We start from the raw sequence: 23,891 nt of genomic DNA on the forward strand, positions 1-23,891 counted from the left end.
ACCCCGAAGGCTGCGATGATCGTCGATCACGACCCGCTGCACGCCCAGGACCGCATGCGTTCGCGGAGGGGCCGTCAGCTGAGCCAGCCGGGGCGGACCAGGCCGGACTCGTAGGCGAGGACGACCAGTTGGGCGCGGTCGCGGGCGCCGAGTTTGACCATGGTGCGGCTGACATGTGTCTTCGCGGTGAGCGGGCTGACGACCAGGCGCCGGGCGATCTCCTCATTGGACAGGCCCATGCCCACCAGGGCCATCACCTCCCGTTCCCGGTCGGTGAGCCGGCCCGGACCGGCCGCCGCGGCGGGCTGCTTCGAGCGGGCCGCGAACTCCGCGATCAGGCGCCGGGTGACCCCCGGGGACAGCAGGGCGTCGCCCGCGACCACCGCCCGGACCGCGCGCAGCAGTTCCTCCGGCTCGGTGTCCTTGACCAGGAAGCCGGAGGCGCCCGACCGGATCGCCTCGAAGACGTACTCGTCGAGCTCGAAGGTGGTCAGCATGACCACCCGCACGGCGGCCAGGGACTCGTCCTCGCCGATCCGGCGGGTCGCGGCGAGCCCGTCCAGCACCGGCATCCGGATGTCCATGAGCACGACGTCGGGGTGCAGCTCCCGCACCCGTCGCACGGCCTCCTCGCCGTCGGCGGCCTCGCCCACCACCTCGATGTCGGGCTGGGCGTCGAGCAGCGCCCGGAACCCGGCCCGGACCAGCAGCTGGTCGTCGGCCAGCAGGACGCGGATCACTGGTCCTCCGGATATGGATCGGCCCTCAGCGGGAGTACGGCGATGACCCGGTATCCGCCGTCCGGCCGGGGTCCGGCCTGCACGGCGCCGCCCAGGGCCGTGGCCCGTTCGCGCATTCCGACGAGACCGTTGCCGCTGCCGTCCGAGGCGCCGCCCGTGGCCGGACCGTCGTCGTCCACCCGCAGCTCCAGGGCGTTCGGCTGCCATGCGAGGCGGATACGGGCGCCGCGCGAAGCGGAGTGCCGCATCACGTTGGTCAGCGCCTCCTGCAGGATGCGGAAGGCGGCGAGGTCGATGCCGGGAGCCAGCGCCCTGGCCTCCCCCTCGGCCGAGACGTCCACGCTCAGCCCTGCTGCCGCCGCCTGTTCCACGAGCTCGGGGAGGCGGCCCAGACCGGGTGCGGGGGAGCGAGGTGCCTCGCCGGGGGAGCGAAGGGTGTCGAGGACCTGCCGCACTTCGCCCAGTGCCTCCTTGCTCGCCGCCTTGATGGTGGCGAGCGCCGTACGGGCCTGCTCGGGATCGGAGTCGAGCAGGGCCAGCCCGACCCCCGCCTGGACATTGATCACCGAGATGCTGTGGGCGAGGACGTCGTGCAGTTCGCGCGCGATCCGCAGCCGCTCCTCGCCCACCCGCCGTCTCTCGGCCGCCGCCCGCTCGGCCCGGTCCCTGGCCCACTGCTCCCGGCGTACGCGGACCAACTCGGCCACGGCCAGCACCGCGAGCACCCATGCGGTGGCGCCCAACTCCTGCGCCCAGGGCGTCGGGCCGTCCCCGGAGGGCGGAAGCCAACGGTAGAGCCAGTGCCCGATGAGCAGGTGCCCGGCCCAGAGCAGGCCGACGGCTCCCCAGGCGGCCCGGCGGTGTCCGGCGACGACGGCGGCGAAGCAGGCCAGGGCCAGGCTGAGGAACACCGGGCCGTACGGGTATCCGGCGCCCAGGTAGACCAGGGTGACGACACTGACCCCGTACGCCACGGCCACCGGATACCGGTGCCGCACCACGAGCAGAGCCGGCCCGAGCAGGAGCAGGAGCCGGGCGAAGCCGTCGAGCGGCACCCGCCCGCCCTGCGCATGCGCGGCCCACCCCGCCCCGATCTGCGCGAAGACCGCGACGAGCAGCGCGGAGCGCCAGGCCGGGCCCCGCCCGGTCCGCTCCACCCATCGCCGCCACGGGGGACCCGGGCGCTCGTGCAGCTCTTCCATGCGGCCACGCTAGACCTCGCCCCACATCACCCGCGTCACCCCGGCGTAGCGTTTCAGGCGTACTCCCCACGTAGTACACGTTTCCGGCTTCCCGTCCGGCCGGACGACCTCCCGACCGGTGCCGGGACCTGATCGACAGCCGGTGGTGAAGGCGGACCGATCAGGCTAGGTTGCACGGAACCGGAGGGTGCGCGAAGGTCCGCCCCCGGGACCGACCGGCCGCCGCACTGCCGTAAATTGTCCCACGGCCCGCCCGGTAAGGCCGGGCAAAACGGACGAGTTGGGGCAGGTGTGGGCAGGACATGGTGCGACGCGGACGTGCGGAAGCGGACCGAGGTGCCCCCTCCGCCGTACCCACGGTCCTGGGCGCCGGGATAGCCGCGGCGGCCGACGGCGGGAGTGCGGCACGGGGCTGGCTCCGCCTCGGGCGCGACGGCCGGCTCACCGCCTACGCGAGCTGCGCCGAGGGCCTGGTGCGCTGGACCGAGTCCGCGCCCGGCTCCGACGTCTGGCAGGGGCCGGACCTGTTCCCCGTGGAGGGGTGGGCGGGCCGGTTCACCCTCGCCCAGGACGCCAACGGCTTCGTCTGGTTCGCCGGCACCCGCTACCGGGACGGGGCCCGGGGCGGCCGCGAGCTCATCATGGCCGCCCAGTACCAGACCGGTCGCCCGCTCGGCGACTGGCGCGCGGTGGGCAACCCGTTCCCGGAGCCCGAGCAGGAGGGCGGTGAGCCCCTGCCCCCGCCCGGGGACCCGATCGTGCTCCCCGACGGCACCGGGTCGCTCCACATCCTCACCACCCGGTTCGGTGCCGGAGTGTGCGGCCGGACCCGACGCACCGACGGTAAATGGGGCAATTGGGTTGACTATCAGGGCAAATGGGTCCGAGGGGCCGTGGTTCCCCTGGTGACGGCCCAAGGCCGGGCCGAATTCCTGGCCCCCTTCCGGGGCGGGGCCTCGTACTGGGGTCAGGACTCGCCGGGGAGCGACTTCAGGTGGCTCGGTCGCATCGAGGCCGATGCCGTCGAGGGAACGTACAGCTCCTGCGAAACGGGCCCCGGCACCGGCACCTATTTCTGGCGCCACCCGGCGGACGGCGGTGTCGTCGCCTACCGCCCGCAGGCGCCCGCCGGTGCGTCTCCCGCGCTCATGCCGCTGGGGGGCGCGGGCGGGGTCGGCCCGGTGGGCGTGGCCCGTACCCGTATCGACGGTTATGACTGCACCGTCCTGCTGCAGCGGGGGGCCGAGGGTTACCCGGAAATCGCCGCATACCCGACGGAGGGTGAGCAGTACGGCACTTGGTGGGCCCCCGTGGGGGGTCGCTGCGCGGGGTTGCCGGCCATCTCGCTCGACGCCCGGGGCTCGGTCGCGATCGCGATGATCGACATGGACGGCGGGCTGCTCATCGCCCGGCAGGATCTGACGGATCAGGGTCTGGCGTTCCACCCCTGGCGCCGCGTGGGGTGACCTACCTCACCAGAGTGCCGGTCCGATGCCGACAGAAGCGTCATGTCTGCGCACGTCACCCCGGACCGGCGGGGAGTTGGGCTCCTCGGTGAATGCCGAGTGTGGTCATTCATTCGCATACGTGAAGCCTTGAGCAGGTGAAGCGTTCGTGAATACTTGCTCGCCATTAAGTGATTGCCCTACGCTGCCCACACGCTGTCAAGGTCGCATAAGTGTGCGGCCGGGGACGGTGGGGCGGGTCGAGTGTTCGGGGAGCGGTGGGTGACCAGATTCAGGGGCGGGTCTGGCGGCGTGCCTCGGCAACTCCCGGTGCGCCCCGAGAAGTGTGACGATCGAGGAGCTTTCTGAGTGGCAGGTATGCCCCGCCTGAGCGTTGTCGTGCCCTTCCAGGACGTTGAGATATACCTCCAGGAATGTCTGGAATCGATAGCCAGGCAGACGTTTTCCGACCTCGAAGTGATCATGGTCGACGACGGCTCGACCGACTCCTCGACCGCGATCGCCGCCGACTTCGCCCGCCGCGACCCCAGGTTCAAGCTCCTGCGACAGGAGTCCATGGGGCCGGGTCATGCCCGTAATGTCGGCATTCGCGCCGCTCATTCGCAGGCCGAATTCCTCGCGTTCGTGGACGGCGACGACGTCATACCCGAGTACGCCTACGAGCTGCTCGTGCAGACCCTCGAAGGTTCCGGTTCCGATTTCGTGTCGGGCAACGTGCAGATGATGAACTCCACCAAGAGGTGGCAGTCCCCGCTGCACAAGGCGCCCATGCAGAAGAGCAAGCGCGGCACGCACATCACGAAGCTGCCCGACCTCATCTATGACCGCACGGTGTGGAACAAGCTGTTCCGGCGGTCCTTCTGGGACTACCACTACATCGCGTTTCCCGAGGGGGTCATGTACGAGGACTCCTGGGTCAACATGTTCGCCCACTTCCGGGCCGCCAAGGTCGACATCCTCACGGACATCGTCTACTTCTGGCGTCGGCGCGAGGGCGGCGCCGCGCCCTCCATCACCCAGCGGCACACCGAATTCAGCAACCTCCAGGACCGGGTCTCCGCGGTCCAGTCGGTCAGTCGCTTCCTGGCCGGACACCGTGCCCGGTCCTACTCGGACCACAAGCGCAAGTACGACCTGGCCTGCCTGAAATCGGACCTGATGCTGCACCTGAAGGTGCTGCCGGACGCCGACGAGGAGTACCAGGACGCCTTCATGCAGTGGGCGAACGAGTTCCTGGACGAGGCCGACGCGGACATCATCCAGGAGCTTCCCGCCGACGCCCGCGTCAAGTGGCTGCTGGTGCGCGAGGGTCGGCTGAAGGAGCTGCTCGACGTCGTCGAGTTCGAGCGCAAGGGCGGGCCGCTGCCCGTCCAGCGCCGCTTCCACCGCTACCTCAACTACCCCTATCTCGGCGACCGGTCGATCGGCCTCGACAAGAGCGCCTACCGGCTCGACAAGGAACTCTCGCTGCACGGGTCGCTCGCCCGGGCGCAGTGGGACGACTCCGACCATCTCATCCTGGAGGGGTCCGCCTACGTCCGCTTCATCAACGTGCACAAGCGGCACATGTCGATGAAGGCGATCGCGCTGCGCAACAAGAAGCAGAGCCGCGTGGTGGTGGCCAAGGCGAAGACCACCTACTACCCCCAGGCCACCGAGTACTCGCAGCAGAACCGCTATTGCTACGACTGGTCCGGATTCCAGGTCAGCTTCGACACTTCCCGTCTCAAGCACAAGGGTCAGTGGGTCGAGGGAACTTGGGACGTGGCCGCCGGTGTGCTGAGCCGCGGGCTGTTCCGCTACAAGGGCATAGCCAGGGGAGGTGCGGGCAGTGCGGCCAACCCGCCCTACCGGTACGTGGAGAAGAACACCCGAGTGGTGCCGCTCTTCATGCAGGGCAAGCTCAAGCTCCGCGTGGAGCGGGTCCGTTGCCGCATCACCCGGCACCGGGTCGTCGGCGACCACCTCGAACTCGGCGGCGTCTACCTGGGTGACAAGGCTCCCGAGTGGGGCAAGTTCCGGGTCACCAGCATGGGCGGTGCCGGCCGCCACGACTCCTGGGTCCACTTCAAGTACGGCGGCGAGGGCTGGTTCACCTTCGTCACCAGGATCCCGCTCAAGGCCCTGGTGCCTGGGCACCGCGGAGCGGACGACAGCGGAATCCCGCAGACCTGGAACACCGGCAGCAACGGCTGGAAGACCACCCTCCACGTCGAGGGCCGCAAGGCGGCCATCTATCCGGTCATGGCGGAGGAAGCCGAGGACGGCCACTACCGGCTCCCCGCCGCGCTGCAGACCGACGATGCGGACCGCGAGGTCTTCGTGCACCGCAACGGTTCCGGATACGTGGTGCTGTTCGAGCGGGACACGCTGCCGATGGCCACGTCGACGCAGTGGCTCCAGGACGGTTCCCTCGAGGTCACCGTCAGCTACGCGGCAGAGGACCGGCTGAGCGCTGCCGAGTTCGCCGCGGCGCACATCGTCGTACGCTCCCGGGCCCATGGCGCCGAGCGCGTCGTGCCCATCACCTGGCACGGACGGGAGTTCCGCTTCGTCGTTTCGCCGGCAGGCATGCGGACCCTCGCCGGAGACATCCCGCTGGCGGCCGGCCGCTGGGACTTCTTCCTGCGCCGCCAGGACCCCTCCGCGGTCACCCCGGAGAACCGCTCCAGCGACCTCATGGTCAAGATGACGCAGGGTCTGATCCCCACCCTGCCGAGCGAGATGAACAGCAACGAGCGCCGGTACGAGCTGCAGTCCGAGGCGTACGACCGGCTCTCGCTCCTGGTCCACTCGGCGATGCCGGACGAGGCCCGCGGCCCGTACCGGCAGAAGCTGATGCGCACCAAGACGTACCCGGCGGCCCGCCGCAAGCCCGTGATGCAGGCCGTGCTCTTCGACGCCTTCAAGGGGACCCAGTACTCCGACAGCCCGCGCGCGCTGCACGAGGAGATGGTCGGCCGGGGCCTGAACGTCGAGCACCTGTGGGTGGTGCGCGACGACCAGGTGGAGGTGCCCCCCACCGCGCGACCCGTCCGCATGTGGTCCCCCGACTGGTACGAGGCCATGGGCCGGGCTAAGTACGTCGTGGCCAACAACCACCTTCCGGACTGGTTCGAGAAGCGCGACGGCCAGGTCGTCGTGCAGACCTGGCACGGCACCCCGCTCAAGAAGATCGGGCACGACATCGAAGCCGTGCACTTCGCGGACAAGCGGTACCTGGAGCGCGTGGAGAAGGAGGTGCAGAACTGGGACATGCTGGTGTCCCCGAACAGTTTCAGCACCCCGATCCTCAAGCGGGCCTTCCAGTTCCCGGGCGAGATGGTCGAGAGCGGCTATCCGCGCAACGACGTCCTGCGCCGCGCGGACTCCGGGCAGCGGGCGGCCGAAGTGCGCCGCCGCATCGGTCTGCCGCCGGGCAAGAAGGCCATCATGTACGCGCCCACCTGGCGCGACGACCAGTTCTACGCACCCGGAAAGTACAAGCTCGACTTCCGTATCGACCTCGACGAGGCCAAGGCGCAGCTGGGCCACGACCACGTCCTGCTCGTGCGGCGCCACCCCAACGTCGTGGACCCCGTACCGGGCGCCGGCGACGGCTTCGTCTTCGACGTCTCCGACTACCCGGACATGGCGGACCTCTCGCTCATCGCGGACGTGATGATCACGGACTACTCCTCCCTGATGTTCGACTTCGTCAACACCGGGCGGCCGATCCTGTTCTTCACCTACGACCTGGACCACTACCGCGACACCCTGCGCGGCTTCTACTTCGACTTCGAGCAGTCCGCCCCCGGTCCGCTGGTCTACACCTCCCCGGAGCTGATCGGGGCGATCCGCAACATCGACCGCATCCAGCACGGCTACGCCGCCCGCTACCGCTGGTTCCAGCAGGAATTCTGCGACCTCGACGACGGCTACGCCTCGGCACGACTGACCGACCGCATCCTGATCGCCGGGGGGGACCTCGACCCCGCGCAGGCCCATGCGCCGGCCGTCGGCACGGCCGACAGTCACATCGGGCGCCAGTCCGTCCCCTGGCAGGCGAACACCCTCGGCCGGATGCCGGGCCAGCCGGTGAGAAGAATGGATTCCGAGCATGTCTGAGGCAGCCCAGAAAGCGCGCCGCGTCTTCACGGGCGTGGAGTCCTCCGGGCCGGTGCCCATCGAGTACCGCTTCTCGCACGCGAAGAACGGCAACCGTCATCTGATCGTGGTCTTCGCCAACCACGCCGTGCCCGGTGAATACGGCGGAGCGAACGGACCGCTCCACGACCTCCGGGCCAACATCCTCTGGGTCCGCGACCTGTTCGACGGGGACAACAGCCACTACCTGTGCAACGGGATGGACTTCGCGCTCGACGAATCCGTCGCCGGTCTCATCTCACGCGTCATGAACGCGCTGTCCCTGACTCAGGACGACTGCACCCTGTTCGGCACCTCCAAGGGAGCCGGCGCAGCTCTGTACTTCGGCCTGAAGTACGGGTTCAAGAACATCGTCGCCAGCATGCCCCGCTTCCTGACCGGCACGTACGTCGGGCAGGACATGCCGGGCGCCGCCCGGGTGACCCCGGGGGAGCGGGCGCAGGCGAACCTGCGCACCCTCGACATGGTCCTGCCGGAAGTGGTGCGCGGCGGCGTGCACCGCCCGGCCAACGTCTACCTCGTCTCCTCGCCCAGGGACGAGCACTACGCACGCCAGGTGGAACCGCTCCTCGCGCTGTTCCAGGGGTACGACAACTTCAACTTCGTCTACAACGAGTCCCCCCTGGTCGCCCCGCACGGGAGGGTGCCCCTGCGCAGCCTTCCGGCCGTCCTGGGTCTGCTCAACCTCCTCGTCGACGGAATCACGCCCCGCATCGGCATGGTCCGCAACGGCTACGAACAGCCGGACCGCAACACCTCCGCCATCGACGCCTATCTCGCCGACACCTCGCAGGTGAAGGGGGATTCCTTCCCCCGCCCGGTGGTCGTCGCCCCGGCGGCGAACACGCAGATGCCCCGGAACGCGATCCGTTTCGTGGGGACCGCTCCGGTGGGCGCGGTCCGGGTCAGCGTCTGGGAGGACGGCAAGTACCAGGGCGCCGCACCCGTTGCCGCAGACGGCAGTTGGACGTGGCAGCGGGAGAAGCCCTGGGCCCGGGGACGGCACGTGGTCAGACTCTTCGCGGCGGACGCGAACAACTATCACTCCAAGCGCACCGAAGTGATCTTCACGGCCCTGGAGGCGAGCAGCGCGCAGGAACCCGCACCGGTGCCGGTGCCGGTGCCGACGCCGGGACCGGCCCAGGTGCCCGTGCCGACGCAGCCCGTGGTGCTGACGGTGACGGCGCCGTCCCCGCAGCAGCAGGTACCCGGTCCCGCGGTCGGCTTCATGGGCTATGCGCCCGGCGCCGTGCGCGTGGAGTTCCACAAGGACGGTAACGGCCTCGGGGCGACCGCGGTGATGGCCGACGGCAGCTGGAGCTGGGACGCGGGCTGGGCCTGGCCCGAGGGCCCGCACTTCATCGAGGCCGTCGCGGTGGACGCCATGGGCGGCGCAGCCGCATGGACCACGGTGGCCTTCACCGTCGTCAACACCTACACCGTCCCCGCCCAGGGCGTCTACTTCAACGCGCGGTACTGACCCCGGCCGGATCCTCGGGGCGGCTCACCCACATCACCAGCGGCCGGTGGTCGGACGCCTTGGTGTCCACCACCTTGCAGCCGGTGCGGGGGAGCCGGGTGAACAGATAGTCGATCTTCGTGCCGTCCTTGAGGGTGGCGCGCCCCGCCCGTGAGCTGCCCTTCTGGTCGCACTCGCGGTAGGTGGTGTACGTCTCCGACGGCCAGATCCAGGCGGAGGTTTCCCGTTCGCCCACCGGCGGCGGCGAGTTGAAGTCCCCGCCGAAGACCGTGGCGGCGTCGGTCGACGCGGCGGCGACCAGCGAGCTCAGCTGGTCGTCGCGGAAGTCCCAGTCCGGGTGCTTGTCGTCGCTCTCCCGCAGCGAGAGGTGCGCGTTGCACACCCGCAGCCCCTGGGCGGGGACCCGGGCGCAGAGGATCCCGCGGTGCAGCCCCACCGTCGGCTGCTCGGTCGGGATCAGCTCCACGTCGGTGAGCCGGGAGGCTGCCAGCAGGCCGTAGCCGGCCTGCCCCCGCCCCTGCCCGGTGCAGTCGACGGGAGTCCTGAGCCCCTTGGCGTCCACCTCGGCGTACGGTTCGAAGACGGACTGCCACTCCGGGCCGAGGCTCCGGGCCGAGGAGAGCAGGTCCTCCGAACACACCTCCTGCAGGAGCAGGACGCGGACGTCGGAGTCGTCGATCAGTTCGCGCAGCTGCTGGAGCTTCTCCTTCGGGCTCCCGGTCTTCTCGCAGCTCCACTGCCGCACCCCGCACATGTTCCACGTCGCGACGGAGACCCCGTCGGCCGCCCGGCCGCCCGCACCCACACCCGTGACCGCATCGGGTGTCTGCGCCGACGCGCACGCGACCGTGGTCAACAGGCTCAGGGTCGTCGCCGTGCGGCCGAACCGGCGGCGAAGCGACCGCTGCCGCGACCACCGCTCGGTCTCCATGTGTCTCTGCATGCGGACATCATTGGGTATGCGCCGGTCAGACCGTGCATCGGGCCCGGCACGAACGGTTCCGCATCCCGTTCGGGTGCCGTGAAGCACCCGCCGGACACCGCCTAGGCTGGGGCGGTGACGAACGCGAGTACGAGCTTGAGCGGCGACCGGGTGCTGTACGGATGCATGGGCCTGGGCGGGAGCTGGGACCCCGATCCCTACGGGCCCGCCGACATCGACGCCGCCGAGGCGGCCGTCGGGGCGGCCCTCGACAGCGGGATCACCACCTTCGACCACGCCGACATCTACCGGCACGGGAAGTCCGAGGCCGTCTTCGGCGAGGTGCTCGCGCGCACGCCCGGGCTGCGCGAGCGCATCACCCTCCAGACCAAGTGCGGGATCCGCCTGGGCGACAAGGACCGCCCGGGCATCTACGACCTGCGCGGGGAGAGCATCACGCGGCGCGTCGAGGAGAGCCTGACCCGGCTGCGGACCGATGTGATCGACGTCCTGCTGCTGCACCGTCCCGATCCACTGGCGGACGCCGACTCCATCGCCTCGGCGCTGAACTCCCTGCACCGCCAGGGCCTCGTACGGAGCTTCGGCGTGTCCAACATGGGCGCCGCGCAGATCGCCCACCTCCAGGCCCGCCTCGACGTCCCGCTGGTGGCGAACCAGCTGGAGATGAGCCTGCACAGCCGTGACTGGGTCGAGGCCGGAGTACTGCTCAACACGCCGCAGTCCGCGCAGTGCGGGTTCCCCTTCGGAACGCTGGAGCACTGCCGCGACCACGGCATCCGCCTCCAGGCCTGGGGCGCGCTGGCACAGGGCCGGTTCACCGGAAGCGAGCAGACGCCCGCCGAACGGGCCACCGCGGCGCTGCTGGCCGAGCTGGCCCGGCAGAAGGACACCACGCCCGAGTCCGTCCTGCTGTGGTGGCTGATGCGGCACCCCGCCGCCGTCGCCCCGGTCATCGGCAGCGCGCGCCCCGAGCGGATCCGTGCCTGCCGCGACGCGGCGCTGCGGGAGCCCGAGCTCACGCACGAGGAGTGGTACGAGCTCTGGATCACGGCCCGCGGTGTGCCGCTGCCCTGACCGCGCGCCGCCACCGGCCGCCCTAACCCCTCCCGCGCGCGTGCGCAAGCGGACGGCGCCACGATGGAGTGAGGACCCGTACCTCGCACAGCTGTGGAGATCGCCATGGGCACGCACAAGCTGGGACCCGACACCACCGTCCTCGCGGACTGCCTGGAGGTTCCCGGCATCGGATTCCTCCCGGTCAACGCCTTCGTCCTGCACGCCGAGCAGCCGGTGGTCGTCGACACCGGCCTCGGCCTGCCGGACCGGGACTTCCTCGACACGCTCGGCTCGGTGATCGACCCGGCCGACGTGCGGTGGATCTGGCTGACCCACCCGGATCGCGACCACACGGGAGGACTCTTCGCGCTGCTCGAAGCCGCACCCGGGGCGCGGCTGGTCACCACGTTCCTGGGCGCCGGGATCATGTCCACCGAGCGGCCGCTGCCCATGGACCGGGTGTACTTCCTCAATCCGGGCCAGAGTCTGGACGTGGGGGACCGGACGCTGCACGCCTTCCGGCCGCCCCTGTTCGACAACCCGGCCACTGTCGGTTTCTACGACGACCGCTCGCGGACCTGTTTCAGTTCCGACTGCTTCGGCGGTGCCATGCCCACCGCGGACATCGCCATGAGCACCGACGTCGCCCAGGTGCCGGCCGAGGACCTGAGGGCCGCCCAGCGGCTGTGGGCGAGCGTGGACAGCCCCTGGGTGCAGATCGTGGACCCGGACCGGTTCCTGACCACCGTGGACCCCCTGCGCGCGATGGACCCGCAGACCGTCCTGTGCACGCACCTGCCGCCCGCGGTGGGCCTGACCGCGCAGCTCATCGACACCATCGCCGCGGTGCCGGGCATCGATCCCTTCACGGGGCCGGATCAGGCCGCGCTCGAACAGATGCTCGCGGGTTTCGAGCCCGGAGGTCCCGCGTAGTCTGTCCTCCACCCCGGCCGGCGTTCCCGTCAGCGCCCCGGCCGCCCGCAACCCGTACGGCGTCACCCGCCTCGCCGGAGTGACGGCCGGTCCGGCCGTCGGCGCCCCGCGGGAGACCGAACTCCGCTCCGCCGCAAGGGTTCCCGGTGGCGCGGTCGGCGCCCCGGGATGCCTCCGGCACCCCGTCCCACCGCACTTCCCGCTCGGTCAAAGCCCCTAATGTCATCCGTACTTGTGGGTACTGCGGCCGAATGGCGCCGGATTTGATAGTTCTGGACTGGTCCGGTGTGAGAAACCTGCGGGAAGGACACGGCATGTTCGATCTACTGCGCCCGGAGACCGTCGTGTGCCCCTTCTGCAAGGCCACTGCCGCCGACGGCGCGGTGCGGACCCTGAGGACCGGGGCCAGGTCGCTTTCGGTGACCTGGCACGCCCTCAATTGCCCGCACTACGCGGCCGACCGGATCCTCGCCGAGAACGAGAGCTGACGGCCTCAGGCCGGGGCGCCGCTCGGCTCCGCCTCCCGGGCCGCCCGGCGGCGCAGCGCGTCCTCGTCGGTGTCGGCATCGTAGGAGATCAGCTTCGGCAGCAGTGCGGCCAGCACCGCCACCGACGCCACACAGGCCAGCCCGCCGCCCCAGAACGCCGAACGGGTGCCGGTCCAGCCGGCCATGGTGCCGGCCCGGACCTGGCCGAGCTGCGGGCCGACGCTGTACGAGAGCACCTCGATGCCCGCGAGCCGGCCCCGCAGCTCCTCGGGGATCGTCTGGTTCCAGATCGTGGCCCGGCCCAGCCCGCTCACCATGTCGCCCGCGCCCGCCACCGCCAGGAACAGCAGCACGAGCCAGATGCCGGGGGCCGCACCGGCCCCCGCGATCGCCAGGCCCCACACCGCGGCCCCGCACACCACCAGCAGCCCGTGCCGGCGCCCCCGGGACATCCAGCCGCTGGTCATGCCCAGCACCAGCGAGCCCACCGCACCCGCCGCGTACATCAGACCCAGCGCCCAGACCGCGTCGAGCTCGTCCGCGAGGAAGGGGTAGATCGCGTTGGGGAAGGCGAAGAACATCGCCGCCAGGTCGACGGCGTACGTCCCCAGCAGCACGGGCCGGCTCCACGCGTACCGCGCGCCCTCGGCGATCCCGCGCAGCGAGGGGCGCTCGGCCCCCTTCGCGGGCGGCGCCGGACTGAGCCGCAGGCACAGCAGCACGGAGACGAGGAACCCGACGACGGTGACGCAATAGGCCGCCGCGTGACCCGCGTACGCCACGACCAGACCGGCCAGCGCCGGTCCGGCGATCGCACCGAACTGGTAGCGCAGCCCGTTGAGCGCGGCGGCGGCCGTGAGCTGGTCGTGCGGCACGATCCGCGCCATCAGCGATTCCAGGGCCGGCCGCTGGAGCCCGGCCAGCGCCGACACACCCGCTGCGACCACGTACAGCGGCCACAGCAGAGGATCCGGCAGCAGCGCGTTCACCAGCAGCACCAGAGCGAGCACCCCGAGACCGGCCTCGGTCAGCAGGATCATCCGCCGCCGGTCGACCGCATCGGCGAGCGCGCCCCCGTACAGCCCGAAGACCACCAGCGGCACCAGCTCCACCGCGCCCATCGCGCCGACCGCCAGGGGCGAGTCGGTCAGGTGCTTGATCTGCAGCGGCAGCGCGATCATCGCCATGAAAGAGCCGAAGTACGTCACCGTCCCCTGGTAGAACAACAGCCGGAAGTCACGGCTGGAGCGGAACGGGGTGGTGTCGGGCAGTAGGGCGGTCCATCGGGAAGTGCTCACGAGATGCCATAGTCCGCAAACGGACCGGCCGCGGCAACGGATTTTCTTCGCATTTGCTGCACACCGGGCCCGGGACACCGCACCCGGGGCCGGATCCGCACCCGCCACGGACGGGCGAATCCGGAACCCGGCGCGTGGCATGGCGGGCCCGCGGTGGCATCCATGCGTCATGCCGCCCGTGTCAGCGTTCCTGCGTACGGCCGCGTCGTACGCCTGGCGCCTGCTGGTGGTCGGCGCCGCCGTCTACGCGCTCTTCGCCCTGCTGGGCCGGTTCCACGAGATCGCCGTGGCACTCTTCCTCGGCCTCGTCGTCGCCGCCCTGCTGGGGTGGCCCACCCGGCGCCTCGGGCGGGTCCTGCCCCGCTCGGTCGCGGTCGCCGTCATCCTGCTGGGCAGCACCCTGATCCTGCTGGGCGTGCTGACCCTGGTCGGCGAGGCGGTGGCCGGGGAGAGCACCACCCTGGCCCGGGAGTTCCGCCAGGGACTCGCCAGCATCGAGGAGTACCTGGAGCGACCGCCCTTCCGGCTGAACCCGCACGCGCTCTCCGACCTCCAGGCCCGCCTCGGCGAGTACCTGTCGAGCCACCGCTCCACCGTGCTCAGTACGGCGGTCAGCGGGGCCGGGCGCCTGGTGCACGTCCTGACCGTCCTCGCCCTCGCCGCCTTCTGCTCGTTCTTCTTCCTGCACGGCGGCGACCGGCAGTGGTCGTGGTTCTGCGCGCAGCTGCCCCCGTCGGTGCGCGCTCGCGTGGGGATCGCCGGGAGCGCGGCCTGGCGCACGTTCACCGGGTACACCCGCGGGATCCTCCTGGTCGCGGCGACCAACGCGGTCCTGGTGGGGGTGGCGCTGTACTTCCTCGGGGTCCCGCTGGCCGTTCCGCTGGCGGTGCTGGAATTCTTCGCGGCCTTCATCCCCCTCATCGGATCGCCGGTCGCTCTGGCGGTCGCCGCGGTGGTCGCGCTGGCCGCGAAGGGGCCGCTCGTCGCGGGCCTGGTGGTCGCGCTGATCGTGGTCATCGGCCAGATCGAGGGTCATCTGCTGCATCCGCTGGTGATGAGCCGGGCGGTCCGGCTGCACCCGCTGGTGGTGGCGATCTCGGTGGTCGCGGGGGCCATCGCGGCCGGGGTCGTCGGAGCGGTGGTCGCGGTCCCGCTCGTCTCGGTGACCTGGTCGGTGCACACGGCGCTGCGCGACGCCCGCCTCGCGGCCGAGGACTGACGGAGTGAACGACGGCCGGTGACCGACGGCCGGGGTCCGCGGGCTCCGGGTCCGCGGGCTCCGGGGTCCGGACGGCGGACACCCGCCGTCGCTTCCTGCACAATCGCCTGATGAGCGATGAAGACCCCTACCTGTGGTTGGAAGACGTATCCGGCGATGCCGCCCTCGCCTGGGTCCGCGAGCGCAATGCCGAGACCGTGGACGCGCTGACCGGCTCCCCCGGGTTCAAGGTGCTCGAACAGGAGATGCGCGAGGTACTGGACGACGACGGCCGGATCCCCTACGCCGTCCGTCGGGGCCGCCACCTCTACAACTTCTGGCAGGACGCCGACCACGTGCGCGGCCTGTGGCGGCGGACCACGCTGGAGGAGTACCGGACGGACCGGCCGGCCTGGGAGGTGCTCCTGGACCTCGACGCACTCGCCCTGGCCGAGGGGGAGAAGTGGGCCTGGGCGGGCAGCCGGGTCCTGGGCCCCGAGCACCGGCACGCCCTCGTCCTGCTGTCCCGGGACGGCGCGGACGCCTGCGTGGTGCGCGAGTTCGACCTGGAGACCCTGGAATTCGTCGAGGACGGGTTCACCGTCGCCGAGGCCAAGACCCGGATCGGGTGGATCGACCACGACCGCGTCTGGATCGGCACGGACTTCGGAGCCGGCTCGATGTCCGCCTCCGGATACCCGCTCCAGGCACGCCGCTGGCGCCGCGGCACTCCCCTCGCGGACGCCGAGCTGGTCTACGAGGGCCGGCCGACGGACATGACCGCGTCCGGATGGCACGACGACACCCCCGGCTTCGAGCGGGACTTCGTCCACCGCCAGATCGACTTCTGGAACCAGGAGTTCTTCCTGCTCCAGGAGGACCCCGCCGCCCCGCCGCTGAAGATCGACGTGCCGGACGACGCGAGCGCCTGCGTCCACCGCGAGTGGCTGACCGTCACCACCAAGTCGCCGTGGCTCGGCCACCCCGCGGGCAGCCTGCTCGCCTTCGACCTCGGCGCCTTCCTGGCCGGGGAGCGCGAGGCCGAAGTGCTGTTCACCCCGGACGAGCGCACCGCCCTCTCCGGATACAGCTGGACCCGCCACCACCTCATCCTCAGCACCCGCGCCGATGTCTCCTCCCGGATGGAGCTCCTCACCCCGGGCGAGGGCGGCTGGCACCGCGCCCCGCTGCCGGGCCTGCCGCCGCTGTCCACCGCCTCGGTCACCGACACGGACCCGGACGTCGGCGACGAGTACTTCCACCAGGTCTCCGGCTTCCTCCAGCCCTCCACCCTCTACCGGGGCACGGCCGGCGACGACAGCGAGAGCGAGAGCCTCAAGCAGAGCCCGGCGCTCTTCGACACGGCCGGTCTCGCCGTACGCCAGTACTTCGCGACCTCCGCCGACGGCACGCGGGTGCCGTACTTCGTCGTCGGACCCGTGGACCGCCCGGGCCCCGGCCCCACCCTGCTCTACGGGTACGGCGGCTTCGAGATCTCCATGGTCCCGCAGTACAGCGCGGTCACCGGACGCGCCTGGCTCGCGCGCGGCGGCACGTACGTCGTCGCGGGCATCCGCGGCGGCCACGAGTACGGGCCCGGCTGGCACAAGGCGGCCCTCGGCGCGAACCGGGTCCGGGCGTACGAGGACTTCGCGGCCGTCGCCCGGGACCTCACCGCCCGGGACATCACCACCCCCGCCCAGCTGGGCATCGAGGGCGGCAGCAACGGCGGGCTGCTCATGGGCGCGATGCTCACCCGCGACCCGGAACTGTTCGGCGCGGTCGTCGCGCACGTGCCCCTGCTGGACATGCTGCGCTTCCACAAGCTGCTGGCCGGGGCCAGCTGGATCGCCGAGTACGGCGACCCCGACAGCCCGGCCGACCGGCCGCACCTGGAGGGGATCTCCCCCTACCACCGGATCCGGGCGGACGGGCCCGCGTACCCGCCGCTGCTCCTGCTCACCTCGACCCGCGACGACCGGGTCCATCCCGGTCATGCCCGCAAGATGGCGGCCCGGCTGCGCGAGTACGGGCATCCCGTCCTCTTCCACGAGCACCTCGGGGGCGGTCACTCGGGCGCCACCGACCACCGGCAGACCGCCTTCAACGAGGCCCTCGTCCACACCTTCCTGTGGGAGCGGCTGACCCCGCATAACTGATCGGACTGCGGGTCGTACGTGAACGGCAGGCATCCGTACGGGGGATTTGCGGGGTCAGTTGCTGCCGAGGGCCGGGTTGTGCTCCACCATCGGCGGATGCGACCCCGGCCAGGGAGGACCCCATGAGCACCCCGTACGCGTCCGCCGCCCCGTACTACGCCCGCCACCGGCCCCCGTACCCGGCCGAGTTCCACACGCTCCTCGCGGACCGGTTCGCGCTCGACGGCTCCCAGACCGTACTGGACCTCGGCGCCGGACCGGGCACGATCGCCCTGCCGCTGGCCCCGCTGGCCGAGCAGGTCTACGCCGTCGACCCGGAGCCGGCCATGCTCGCCGAGGGGGCCAGGCTCGCCGGGGAGCACGGGAGCACGAACATCGCCTGGCTGCGCGGCGACGCCGCCCGCATCGGCCGGCTGTGCCTGCCCCGGATCGACCTCTGCGTCATCGGCGGGGCCTTCCACCTGATGGACCGGGTCCGGGTGCCGGACGACCTGGACGCCGTGCTCGCGCCGCGCGGCGGGATCGTCGTCGTCACCTCCCTGGCGGCGGCCGGGCGGCACGGCCGACGTCCGTCCTGGCCGGCCGTCGTCGACGAGGTGTGCGCACGCTTCCTCGGGCCCGGTCACCGCACCGCGCACGGCCCGGCGGAGCCGGACGAACTGGCGCGGCCGGAGGGCCTGAAGGTCCTTCAGGACGTGGAGGACCATCTCGCGAAGTCGGCGTTCTCCCGTGTCGGGACCACCACGTGGGAGCAGTCCACCCGCTGCACGCTGGACCGGCTGGTCGGTCTGCAGTTCTCCCGCCCCTGCTCCGGCCCGGACCTGTTCGGCGACCGGAAGGACGCGTTCGAGTCCGAGCTGCGCCGCGCCCTGCTGGACCACGACCCGAGCGGTGTCTACGAACGGCCCGTCACCGTCGCGGCGACCATCGCGACCAGGCCCCGGCGGTGACCGCGGGCCGGGCCCACTGGGCGGACCGCCTCACCGGGCGGACCCTCACCGGGCCGGTCCGCCGACCGGGGCCGTCGGCGGCGCGTCCGGCCTACTCGCAGCCGACGCCGTCGCCGTCGCGGTCGAGGTGACGGCCGTAGCCGGGGTCTCCGCGGCGGACCGGGGCCGCCCCGGCCGCCCTGGCCGCCGTGCAGTTCCTGTAGTAGGCGCTGCCGCCCCCGCCGGACGAGGAGGAGTCCTCGGGCTGCTCGGTCGTGCGCTTCGGTGCCGGTGCGGGGGCGGATTCCGGCTGGGCGGCGGGCGTGGTCGGCGGCGCGGGAGCGGGGGTCGTGGGGGAGGGCTCGGCGGTCGGCGTGGCCGCGACCGTGGGTGTCGCGGTGGGTGTCGCGGTCGCCGTCACGGTGACCGTGACCGTGACCGTCGGCGCGGGCTGGAGCTGGGCGGCCGCCGGCTGGGGCTTCGGGTCCGAGGCCGAGGCGACCAGGACGATGAACCAGATCGAGGCGAGCGCGACCGTCACGATCCGGCCGGTCCTGCCCCAGCGGGCGAGGAAGGCCAGGGCGGCGCCCACCGGGGGCACGAGGAGCGTGGCGACGGCGACGGCCGGGACGGCCAGCGCCGGGTGCCAGCGCGGCGTCGGGGGCTCGGCGGGCGCGTAGGGGTGCGGCTGCGGAGGGTTCGGGTACAAGGATCTCCTGCCATGGACATGAAGAAGGCTGGGCGCCCAGTTAAGCAAGCCAGCCGAATCCAGCCATGTGGAATGGAGAAATTGAGCCATCTCGATCGAGGGTCAGGAAGCCGGACCCCCGTCCGGGGGCGGGACCTCCGCGGGAAGCGGCGGCCGGACCCGGTCGGCTCGCCGCCGCTCGCTGGCGCCGAAGGCCCGGTAGTTCTCCCGGGCCCCGCGCAGCGTCACGTGGTTGGGGCCGCCCACGTAGCGGTCGGGGTCCCGGTAGTCCCCGCCGTCGTCCTGCCAGCCGCAGACGGGGCAGATCTCGTGGTGCCCCGGCACCCCGACGGTCAGGTTCCCGCAGACGATGCACGGGAACGGGCCCGCGGCCGGTCCGTCGGCGAGTGCCGTGAGCAGCTCCTGCTCGCGGGCCGTGCTCAGGCCGGCCCGGCGGGGGCGCTCCAGCCCCTCGGAGCGTTCCCACCGCAGGATGTCCTCCAGCAGCTCCGCGCGCGGGCGGTGGCTCAGCCCGGCCGCGCGCGCCGCGGCTCCGCTGCGCGCGGAGAATCCGGCCCACGCCGGATCGGGCATCCACATGGCCATCGACTCGGGGCCCATGAACGGGCCGACCCCCTGGTCCAGGAGCCACTGCGGATCCGCGGGCGCCACCGGTCCGTCGTATCCGCCGACCCGCAGCGACAGTTCGACCCAGTCGTCGAAGGGCACGACGGGCCCGACGGCGTCGAAGGTTCCGGTCGTGCCCTCCTGCGCGAGGTCCAGCAGCCAGCCCGCAAGATCGCGCACGTCGATCACCTGGGTCGGCGGGTGGGGGGAGCGGGGTACGAGCACGGGCTGGTCCACCTCGCGTGCGGAGCGCGCGACCCAGTACCCCGACCGTCCGCTGCCGTCGCCCGGCCCTCCGATCAGGCCCGCCCGGGCGACGACGAGCCGGTCTCCCACCGCGGCGCGCGAAGCGGCCTCGCAGGCGGCCTTGGCCTCCCCGTACTCCTCCCGTCCCACGTGCTGCCCCTCGGTCGGCGCCAGCAGTGCGGCCGACTCGTCGGCGCCGACCGTGCGGTGGTCGGCGTAGGCGCTGATGGACGAGACGTAGGTCCAGTGCCGGGCCCGTCCCGCCAGGGCCGCGAGTGCGCCGCGGACGAAGGCAGGCTGCCAGGACACCTCCATCACGGCGTCCCAGTCGCGACCGAGGAGCTCCGCGTAGGCGGATCCGTGGTTGCGGTCCGCCGCCACCAGCCGTGCACCGGGGGCGACGCCGCCGCTCTCGCCGCGCGCGAGGCAGGTCACGGTGTGGCCCCGCTCCAGTGCCTGGCGTGTGATCTCACGCCCCAGCCATGCGGTCCCGCCCAGTACAAGAAGATCCATCCGGCCACCTCAGCACATCGTGTGCGTACCGGCGACACCGGTTCGCGCTCGGCGAAGAGGACGGTGCACCGGTACGCACGGAAAGGGATCGGCCATGTCCTCCCGGGCGCCGTTGACCGCGTGCCGGGGCCATGGAAATCTCAACGGCCGGTTCCGGCACGGGACTTCCGGTTACAGGGGAGGGGCGGACATGATGGTGCGTTCACTCAGGCTTTCGGCGGTCGCGCTGATCGCGGCGGGGGCTCTGCTGGCGGTGGGCGCCGCGGGGCCGGCGCAGGCGGCGGCCGGAGTCGTCGGCGGTCACCCGGTCACGGCGGGCAGCTCCGCGGTCCGGAGCGACCCGACCCCCGAGGAACAGGAACGGCTGCGGGAGATCGCCGGATCCATCTGGACCCCGGAACTGGCCGCGGGCTGGAACATGAACGCCGATGTGGCGGACGTCCTGTCGGAGGTGACCGGCGGGATCCTGAAGTGCTCCGAGGCCTTCGCCCTGGTGCCGAGGCCCCCGGGGTTCATGCCGGGCCTCGGCTACCTGCGCCAGTATTGGAAGCAGATCAGGGACTACTTCCTGGTGGTCAGGGACAACCGCACGTACCGCGCCTGTGTCGTGTCCGCAGCCGCCCACTACCGGTCGATCATCGAAATGGCCTCGGCCGGCGTCTGAGCCGGTCGGGATGGTCGGAAACGAGCAGGATCGATCGAGATCGATCGAAGTCGCTCGTCACAGGTCCCGTCGCATACAGGCGCGCGGCCACCGGTCCAGGCCGTGCGCCGCCTCGCGGTCGCGGATCTCCCGCAGCCCGGGTGTGAGCCCGGCGTCGTCCAGGATCCGGAACCCGCAGCGCGCGTAGTAGGGGGCGTTCCAGGGGACCTCGGTGAAGGTGGTGAGGGTCAGTGCGGGCGCACCCTCGCGCCTCGCGAAATCCGCCAGGTGCTCCAGCAGGCCCCGGCCGAGCCCGCGGCGCGCACGGTCCGGATGGACGGACACCTGCTCGACGTGCAGGCCGCCCTCGACGCGCTCGGCGATCAGGTAGGCGCCCGGGGCATCCGCCCCGTCGACCGAGACCCAGGCCAGCCCGGCCTGTTGGTGGGCTGCGAGCTCGTCGAGCGTCAGCGGCTCGTCGTCGGCGATCTCCGGCATGCCGATGTCGCGGAAACAGCGCCCGGCAGCCCTCTCGATGTCCTGGAGGAGGGGCAGTTCATCCAGCCGTGCTGTACGGATAACCATGGCCGCATTGTCACGCGGGGCGCGGCCGGGGGCACCCGAGTATCGGGTACGTGGCCGTTCCCCGCTCGTCGCGGGCCGGTTTCTGTGCTCCGTCCGAGTTCTCTTGAGTGCCCGTTCGGCCGCAGGGCCGGGTCATGATCATCATTTTGGCTCCCCATCGGTTTGATACGGCTATGCCACGAATGCGACGGAGACAACCGACCAAGGCGTGGGGCGCCGTGGCTGCGGTGACGGGGGCCATGCTGGTCGTCGCCGCAGCACCGGGCCGGGCGCCCGACACGGACCCCTCGGAGGGCGCCCTCGCGGGCCCCCCGCGGGAGGCCGCGGTCACGCTGCTGGTCGGGAGGGTGCTGGACGAGGGCCGCGGGTCCGGCGACGGGCCGTGCGCGGTGCGCATGTTCCGGCCCGGGCTGTGCAGCGGCTGGCAGGAGCAGCGGGTACGGGCCACCGCGCGCGGAGTGGGATCCGTACTGAAGGAGCCCTCCCTCGGCGAGACGGCTCGCGCCGCCCGGGCGGCGCAGGTGCTCCCGACGGACCCCGGCGGGCCGCTCCAGATCGCCCTCGCGGATCCGGGCCGCCTCACGGACGTGACCGTACGCGACGCGCACGGCCGGCACCTGGCCGGTGAGCTCGCCCCGCACAGCGAACGCTGGCTGAACAGCGAGCCGCTGCGGGCGGGGGAGACCTACACCGTGCAGGTCGGCGCCCAGGACGCGGCCGGCAGCCCGGTCGGCGTGACCATGGCGTTCCGGACCGCGCCGCCCGCGGACGGAGGCAGGCTGACCGTCGAGTTCGGGCCGCGCCCGGGCACGTACGGTGCGGGCGAGATCGTCACGGCCAGCCTCAGCCGCCCGGTGCCCGCCGACGACCTGCCGGCCCGCGCCCGGCTGGAGCAGGCCCTGGAAGTGACCTCGGAACCCCAGGTCGAGGGCGCCTGGCACTGGGTCGACGAATCCACCCTGCACTTCCGGCCGCGAACGTACTGGCCCGCCCACACCGTCGTCCGCGTCCGCAGCGGGCTCGACGGGGTCGAGGTCGGGGACGGGGGCTACGGCGGCCCCTCCGACGCGGTGCAGTTCACCATCGCCGACCGGATCGAGGCGGTCACCGACTCCGCCACCCACCGGATGACCGTACGCCGCAACGGGCGGGTCATCAGGACGATCCCGGTCACCACCGGCAAGGCGGGCTTCAGGACGCGCAGCGGCATCAAGGTCGTGCTGCGCAAGGAGCCCAAGGTCCGGATGCGCGGCGACACCGTCGGGATCAAGCGCGGCACCAGCGAGTTCTACGACCTGCCCGTCTCCTACGCGACCCGGGTGACCTGGAGCGGCGAGTACATCCACGCCGCGCCCTGGTCGGTCGAGGCGCAGGGCGAGGAGAACGTCAGCCACGGCTGCACGGGCATGAGCACCGAGGACGCCGCCTGGTTCTTCGACACCGTCCGCGAAGGGGACATCGTGGAGGTGGTCAACAGCGGCGGAGCGAAGATGGCCCCCTTCGACAACGGTTTCGGCGACTGGAATGTGGACTGGCGGACCTGGCTGGCAGGCAGCGCCCTGGCGAACGTCGACGGGAGCCCGCAGAGTTCACCGACCACCCCGTCCAGGCTGCACCCCACCACCTGACCCCGCCCGGCCGACCATGGGCGGCCCGGGCCTGACCTACGATCACCACATGATCAAAGGAGTGATGTTCGACTTCTCCGGCACGCTGCTGCGCGTCGAGTCCACCGAGGAGTGGCTCGGCGCCGCCCTCGCGGAGACCGGCGTCCAGTTGGCCGAGGAGGAGTTCGGCGAGACGGTGCGGCGGCTGACCGAGTACGGCGCGCTGCCCGGCGGGCCGTCGCCCCGGCACATGCCGGAGCACCTCGAAGCCCTCTGGGACCGGCGGGACATCAGCGTGGAGCAGCACCGGGCCGCCTACGGCGGTCTGATCCGCGCGGCCGGTGTCACGGACCCGGAGCTGGCGGGCGCGCTCTACGACCGCCACATGACCCCCGCCGCCTGGCGCCCCTACCCGGACACCGCACCGACCCTGCGCGAACTGCGTCGGCGGGGGCTCCCGGTGGCCGTGGTCAGCAACATCGGATGGGACCTGCGGCCCGTCTTCCGCACCCACGGGCTCGACAAGCTGGTCGACGCCTACGTGCTCTCCTTCGAGCTGGGCGCCCAGAAGCCCGATCCGCTGATCTTCCGGGCCGCCTGCGAGCGTCTGGGCCTGGCCCCCGCCGATGTGCTCATGGTCGGGGACGACCGCCGCGCGGACGGCGGCGCCGGGGCGCTCGGCTGCCCGGTGCACTTCGTCGACCACCTCCCGGTCGATCAACGGCCCGCGGGCCTGACCCCGCTCCTGAACCTGCTCGGGCCGGGCTAGTACTCCAGCCGTAGATCGTGATCTTCATGGCTGGGCGGCTGCTTGCCGTCGGTAGTGGCAGTCGCGGGCGCGGGCCTGGTGTCGGCGTCGCCAGTGTGACCAGCGGAGTCGGTGCGCGAGGTCGTGGGCCCGGCTGGTCAGGGTGGTGAACAGGCGTTGGATCTCGGTGCAGGTC

General features: G+C 71.8%; 19 protein-coding genes and 2 pseudogenes. 12 read left to right on the forward strand and 9 right to left on the reverse strand.

Annotated elements, in window-relative coordinates; translation table 11 throughout:
- Positions 1–74: 74 nt before the first annotated feature.
- Positions 75–740 carry a response regulator gene (locus ACWGE1_RS19035; RefSeq protein WP_453421652.1) on the reverse strand — a complete coding sequence of 222 codons (666 nt, stop codon included), beginning with the start codon at positions 738–740 and terminating at the stop codon, positions 75–77.
- Complete coding sequence (locus ACWGE1_RS19040; protein WP_453421653.1) at positions 737–1,942, reverse strand: sensor histidine kinase; 1,206 nt, start codon at positions 1,940–1,942, stop codon at positions 737–739. Before ACWGE1_RS19040 ends, ACWGE1_RS19035 begins: the two co-directional genes overlap by 4 nt.
- 302 nt (positions 1,943–2,244) lie before the next feature.
- Here ACWGE1_RS19040 and ACWGE1_RS19045 point away from each other — a divergent pair, with 302 nt between their 5' ends.
- From ACWGE1_RS19045 to ACWGE1_RS19055, 3 genes are all read left to right on the forward strand, one after another.
- Positions 2,245–3,408 (forward strand): hypothetical protein, encoded by a 1,164-nt coding sequence (locus ACWGE1_RS19045; RefSeq protein ID WP_453421654.1) that lies wholly within the window; start codon positions 2,245–2,247, stop codon positions 3,406–3,408.
- A gap of 357 nt (positions 3,409–3,765) precedes the next feature.
- Positions 3,766–7,515: a bifunctional glycosyltransferase/CDP-glycerol:glycerophosphate glycerophosphotransferase gene (locus tag ACWGE1_RS19050; protein ID WP_453421670.1), complete on the forward strand. Its 3,750-nt coding sequence runs from the start codon at positions 3,766–3,768 to the stop codon at positions 7,513–7,515.
- Positions 7,508–9,034 (forward strand): hypothetical protein, encoded by a 1,527-nt coding sequence (locus tag ACWGE1_RS19055; protein ID WP_453421655.1) that lies wholly within the window; start codon positions 7,508–7,510, stop codon positions 9,032–9,034. Before ACWGE1_RS19050 ends, ACWGE1_RS19055 begins: the two co-directional genes overlap by 8 nt.
- Here the strand turns inward: ACWGE1_RS19055 and ACWGE1_RS19060 are convergent.
- Positions 9,018–9,977: an endonuclease/exonuclease/phosphatase family protein gene (locus ACWGE1_RS19060; RefSeq protein WP_453421656.1), complete on the reverse strand. Its 960-nt coding sequence runs from the start codon at positions 9,975–9,977 to the stop codon at positions 9,018–9,020. The genes ACWGE1_RS19055 and ACWGE1_RS19060 overlap by 17 nt on opposite strands.
- Positions 9,978–10,091: 114 nt before the next feature.
- Between ACWGE1_RS19060 and ACWGE1_RS19065 the strand changes: the two genes are divergently transcribed.
- From ACWGE1_RS19065 to ACWGE1_RS19075, 3 genes are all read left to right on the forward strand, one after another.
- Positions 10,092–11,051, forward strand: a complete 960-nt coding sequence (locus ACWGE1_RS19065; RefSeq protein WP_453421657.1) for an aldo/keto reductase — start codon at positions 10,092–10,094, stop codon at positions 11,049–11,051.
- A gap of 105 nt (positions 11,052–11,156) precedes the next feature.
- Complete coding sequence (locus ACWGE1_RS19070; RefSeq protein ID WP_453421658.1) at positions 11,157–11,966, forward strand: MBL fold metallo-hydrolase; 810 nt, start codon at positions 11,157–11,159, stop codon at positions 11,964–11,966.
- A 314-nt stretch (positions 11,967–12,280) separates the two neighbouring features.
- Positions 12,281–12,454, forward strand: a complete 174-nt coding sequence (locus ACWGE1_RS19075) for a hypothetical protein (RefSeq protein WP_453421659.1) — start codon at positions 12,281–12,283, stop codon at positions 12,452–12,454.
- Positions 12,455–12,459: 5 nt separating this feature from the next.
- On the opposite strand, the gene ACWGE1_RS19080 is transcribed toward ACWGE1_RS19075, so the two are convergent.
- Positions 12,460–13,752, reverse strand: a complete 1,293-nt coding sequence (locus tag ACWGE1_RS19080; RefSeq protein WP_453421660.1) for an MFS transporter — start codon at positions 13,750–13,752, stop codon at positions 12,460–12,462.
- Positions 13,753–13,921: 169 nt separating this feature from the next.
- Between ACWGE1_RS19080 and ACWGE1_RS19085 the strand changes: the two genes are divergently transcribed.
- The 3 genes from ACWGE1_RS19085 (at position 13,922) to ACWGE1_RS19095 (ending at position 18,059) form a co-directional block, all read left to right on the forward strand.
- The gene (locus ACWGE1_RS19085; RefSeq protein ID WP_453421661.1) at positions 13,922–14,971 is read left to right on the forward strand and encodes an AI-2E family transporter; all 1,050 of its coding nucleotides are present in this window, start codon (positions 13,922–13,924) and stop codon (positions 14,969–14,971) included.
- A gap of 95 nt (positions 14,972–15,066) precedes the next feature.
- Positions 15,067–17,109, forward strand: coding sequence for a prolyl oligopeptidase family serine peptidase (locus tag ACWGE1_RS19090; RefSeq protein ID WP_453421671.1), 2,043 nt, complete (start codon positions 15,067–15,069; stop codon positions 17,107–17,109).
- A 122-nt stretch (positions 17,110–17,231) separates the two neighbouring features.
- A complete protein-coding gene (locus tag ACWGE1_RS19095) occupies positions 17,232–18,059 on the forward strand; it encodes a class I SAM-dependent methyltransferase (protein WP_453421662.1) in 828 nt (275 codons plus the stop codon).
- A gap of 91 nt (positions 18,060–18,150) precedes the next feature.
- Here the strand turns inward: ACWGE1_RS19095 and ACWGE1_RS19100 are convergent, their stop codons facing one another.
- The 3 genes and pseudogenes from ACWGE1_RS19100 to ACWGE1_RS19110 all read right to left on the reverse strand — a co-directional run.
- Complete coding sequence (locus tag ACWGE1_RS19100; protein WP_453421663.1) at positions 18,151–18,747, reverse strand: excalibur calcium-binding domain-containing protein; 597 nt, start codon at positions 18,745–18,747, stop codon at positions 18,151–18,153.
- A gap of 102 nt (positions 18,748–18,849) precedes the next feature.
- Positions 18,850–19,146, reverse strand: coding sequence for a CPCC family cysteine-rich protein (locus ACWGE1_RS19105; protein ID WP_453421672.1), 297 nt, complete (start codon positions 19,144–19,146; stop codon positions 18,850–18,852).
- A pseudogene (locus ACWGE1_RS19110) lies at positions 19,132–20,112 on the reverse strand (NAD-dependent epimerase/dehydratase family protein); the annotation flags it as partial. The pseudogene ACWGE1_RS19110 and the gene ACWGE1_RS19105, both read right to left, overlap by 15 nt.
- A 190-nt stretch (positions 20,113–20,302) precedes the next feature.
- Here ACWGE1_RS19110 and ACWGE1_RS19115 point away from each other — a divergent pair.
- Complete coding sequence (locus ACWGE1_RS19115; RefSeq protein ID WP_453421664.1) at positions 20,303–20,776, forward strand: hypothetical protein; 474 nt, start codon at positions 20,303–20,305, stop codon at positions 20,774–20,776.
- Positions 20,777–20,833: 57 nt separating this feature from the next.
- Here the strand turns inward: ACWGE1_RS19115 and ACWGE1_RS19120 are convergent, their stop codons facing one another.
- Complete coding sequence (locus ACWGE1_RS19120; protein ID WP_453421665.1) at positions 20,834–21,340, reverse strand: GNAT family N-acetyltransferase; 507 nt, start codon at positions 21,338–21,340, stop codon at positions 20,834–20,836.
- A 218-nt stretch (positions 21,341–21,558) separates the two neighbouring features.
- Between ACWGE1_RS19120 and ACWGE1_RS19125 the strand changes: the two genes are divergently transcribed.
- Together ACWGE1_RS19125 and ACWGE1_RS19130 are read left to right on the forward strand one after the other, a co-directional pair.
- Positions 21,559–22,968, forward strand: a complete 1,410-nt coding sequence (locus tag ACWGE1_RS19125) for an Ig-like domain-containing protein (protein WP_453421666.1) — start codon at positions 21,559–21,561, stop codon at positions 22,966–22,968.
- Between the two features lie 49 nt (positions 22,969–23,017).
- A complete protein-coding gene (locus tag ACWGE1_RS19130; protein WP_453421667.1) occupies positions 23,018–23,716 on the forward strand; it encodes an HAD family hydrolase in 699 nt (232 codons plus the stop codon).
- 24 nt (positions 23,717–23,740) lie between these two features.
- On the opposite strand, the pseudogene ACWGE1_RS19135 reads toward ACWGE1_RS19130, so the two are convergent.
- Positions 23,741–23,891 (reverse strand): annotated as a pseudogene (locus tag ACWGE1_RS19135) (IS701 family transposase); the annotation flags it as partial.

The sequence above is a fragment of the Streptomyces sp. NPDC054932 genome, assembly GCF_053610205.1.

Excerpts from the sequence above, each read along its gene's own strand:
- ACWGE1_RS19060 (WP_453421656.1), bottom strand. The coding sequence starts at position 9,977 with ATGCAGAGACACATGGAGACCGAGCGGTGGTCGCGGCAGCGGTCGCTT.
- ACWGE1_RS19130 (WP_453421667.1), top strand. The coding sequence starts at position 23,018 with ATGATCAAAGGAGTGATGTTCGACTTCTCCGGCACGCTGCTGCGCGTC.
- ACWGE1_RS19070 (WP_453421658.1), top strand. The coding sequence starts at position 11,157 with ATGGGCACGCACAAGCTGGGACCCGACACCACCGTCCTCGCGGACTGC.
- ACWGE1_RS19120 (WP_453421665.1), bottom strand. The coding sequence starts at position 21,340 with ATGGTTATCCGTACAGCACGGCTGGATGAACTGCCCCTCCTCCAGGAC.
- ACWGE1_RS19095 (WP_453421662.1), top strand. The coding sequence starts at position 17,232 with ATGAGCACCCCGTACGCGTCCGCCGCCCCGTACTACGCCCGCCACCGG.
- ACWGE1_RS19055 (WP_453421655.1), top strand. The coding sequence starts at position 7,508 with ATGTCTGAGGCAGCCCAGAAAGCGCGCCGCGTCTTCACGGGCGTGGAG.
- ACWGE1_RS19040 (WP_453421653.1), bottom strand. The coding sequence starts at position 1,942 with ATGGAAGAGCTGCACGAGCGCCCGGGTCCCCCGTGGCGGCGATGGGTG.
- ACWGE1_RS19115 (WP_453421664.1), top strand. The coding sequence starts at position 20,303 with ATGATGGTGCGTTCACTCAGGCTTTCGGCGGTCGCGCTGATCGCGGCG.
- ACWGE1_RS19050 (WP_453421670.1), top strand. The coding sequence starts at position 3,766 with ATGCCCCGCCTGAGCGTTGTCGTGCCCTTCCAGGACGTTGAGATATAC.
- ACWGE1_RS19045 (WP_453421654.1), top strand. The coding sequence starts at position 2,245 with ATGGTGCGACGCGGACGTGCGGAAGCGGACCGAGGTGCCCCCTCCGCC.
- ACWGE1_RS19075 (WP_453421659.1), top strand. The coding sequence starts at position 12,281 with ATGTTCGATCTACTGCGCCCGGAGACCGTCGTGTGCCCCTTCTGCAAG.
- ACWGE1_RS19085 (WP_453421661.1), top strand. The coding sequence starts at position 13,922 with ATGCCGCCCGTGTCAGCGTTCCTGCGTACGGCCGCGTCGTACGCCTGG.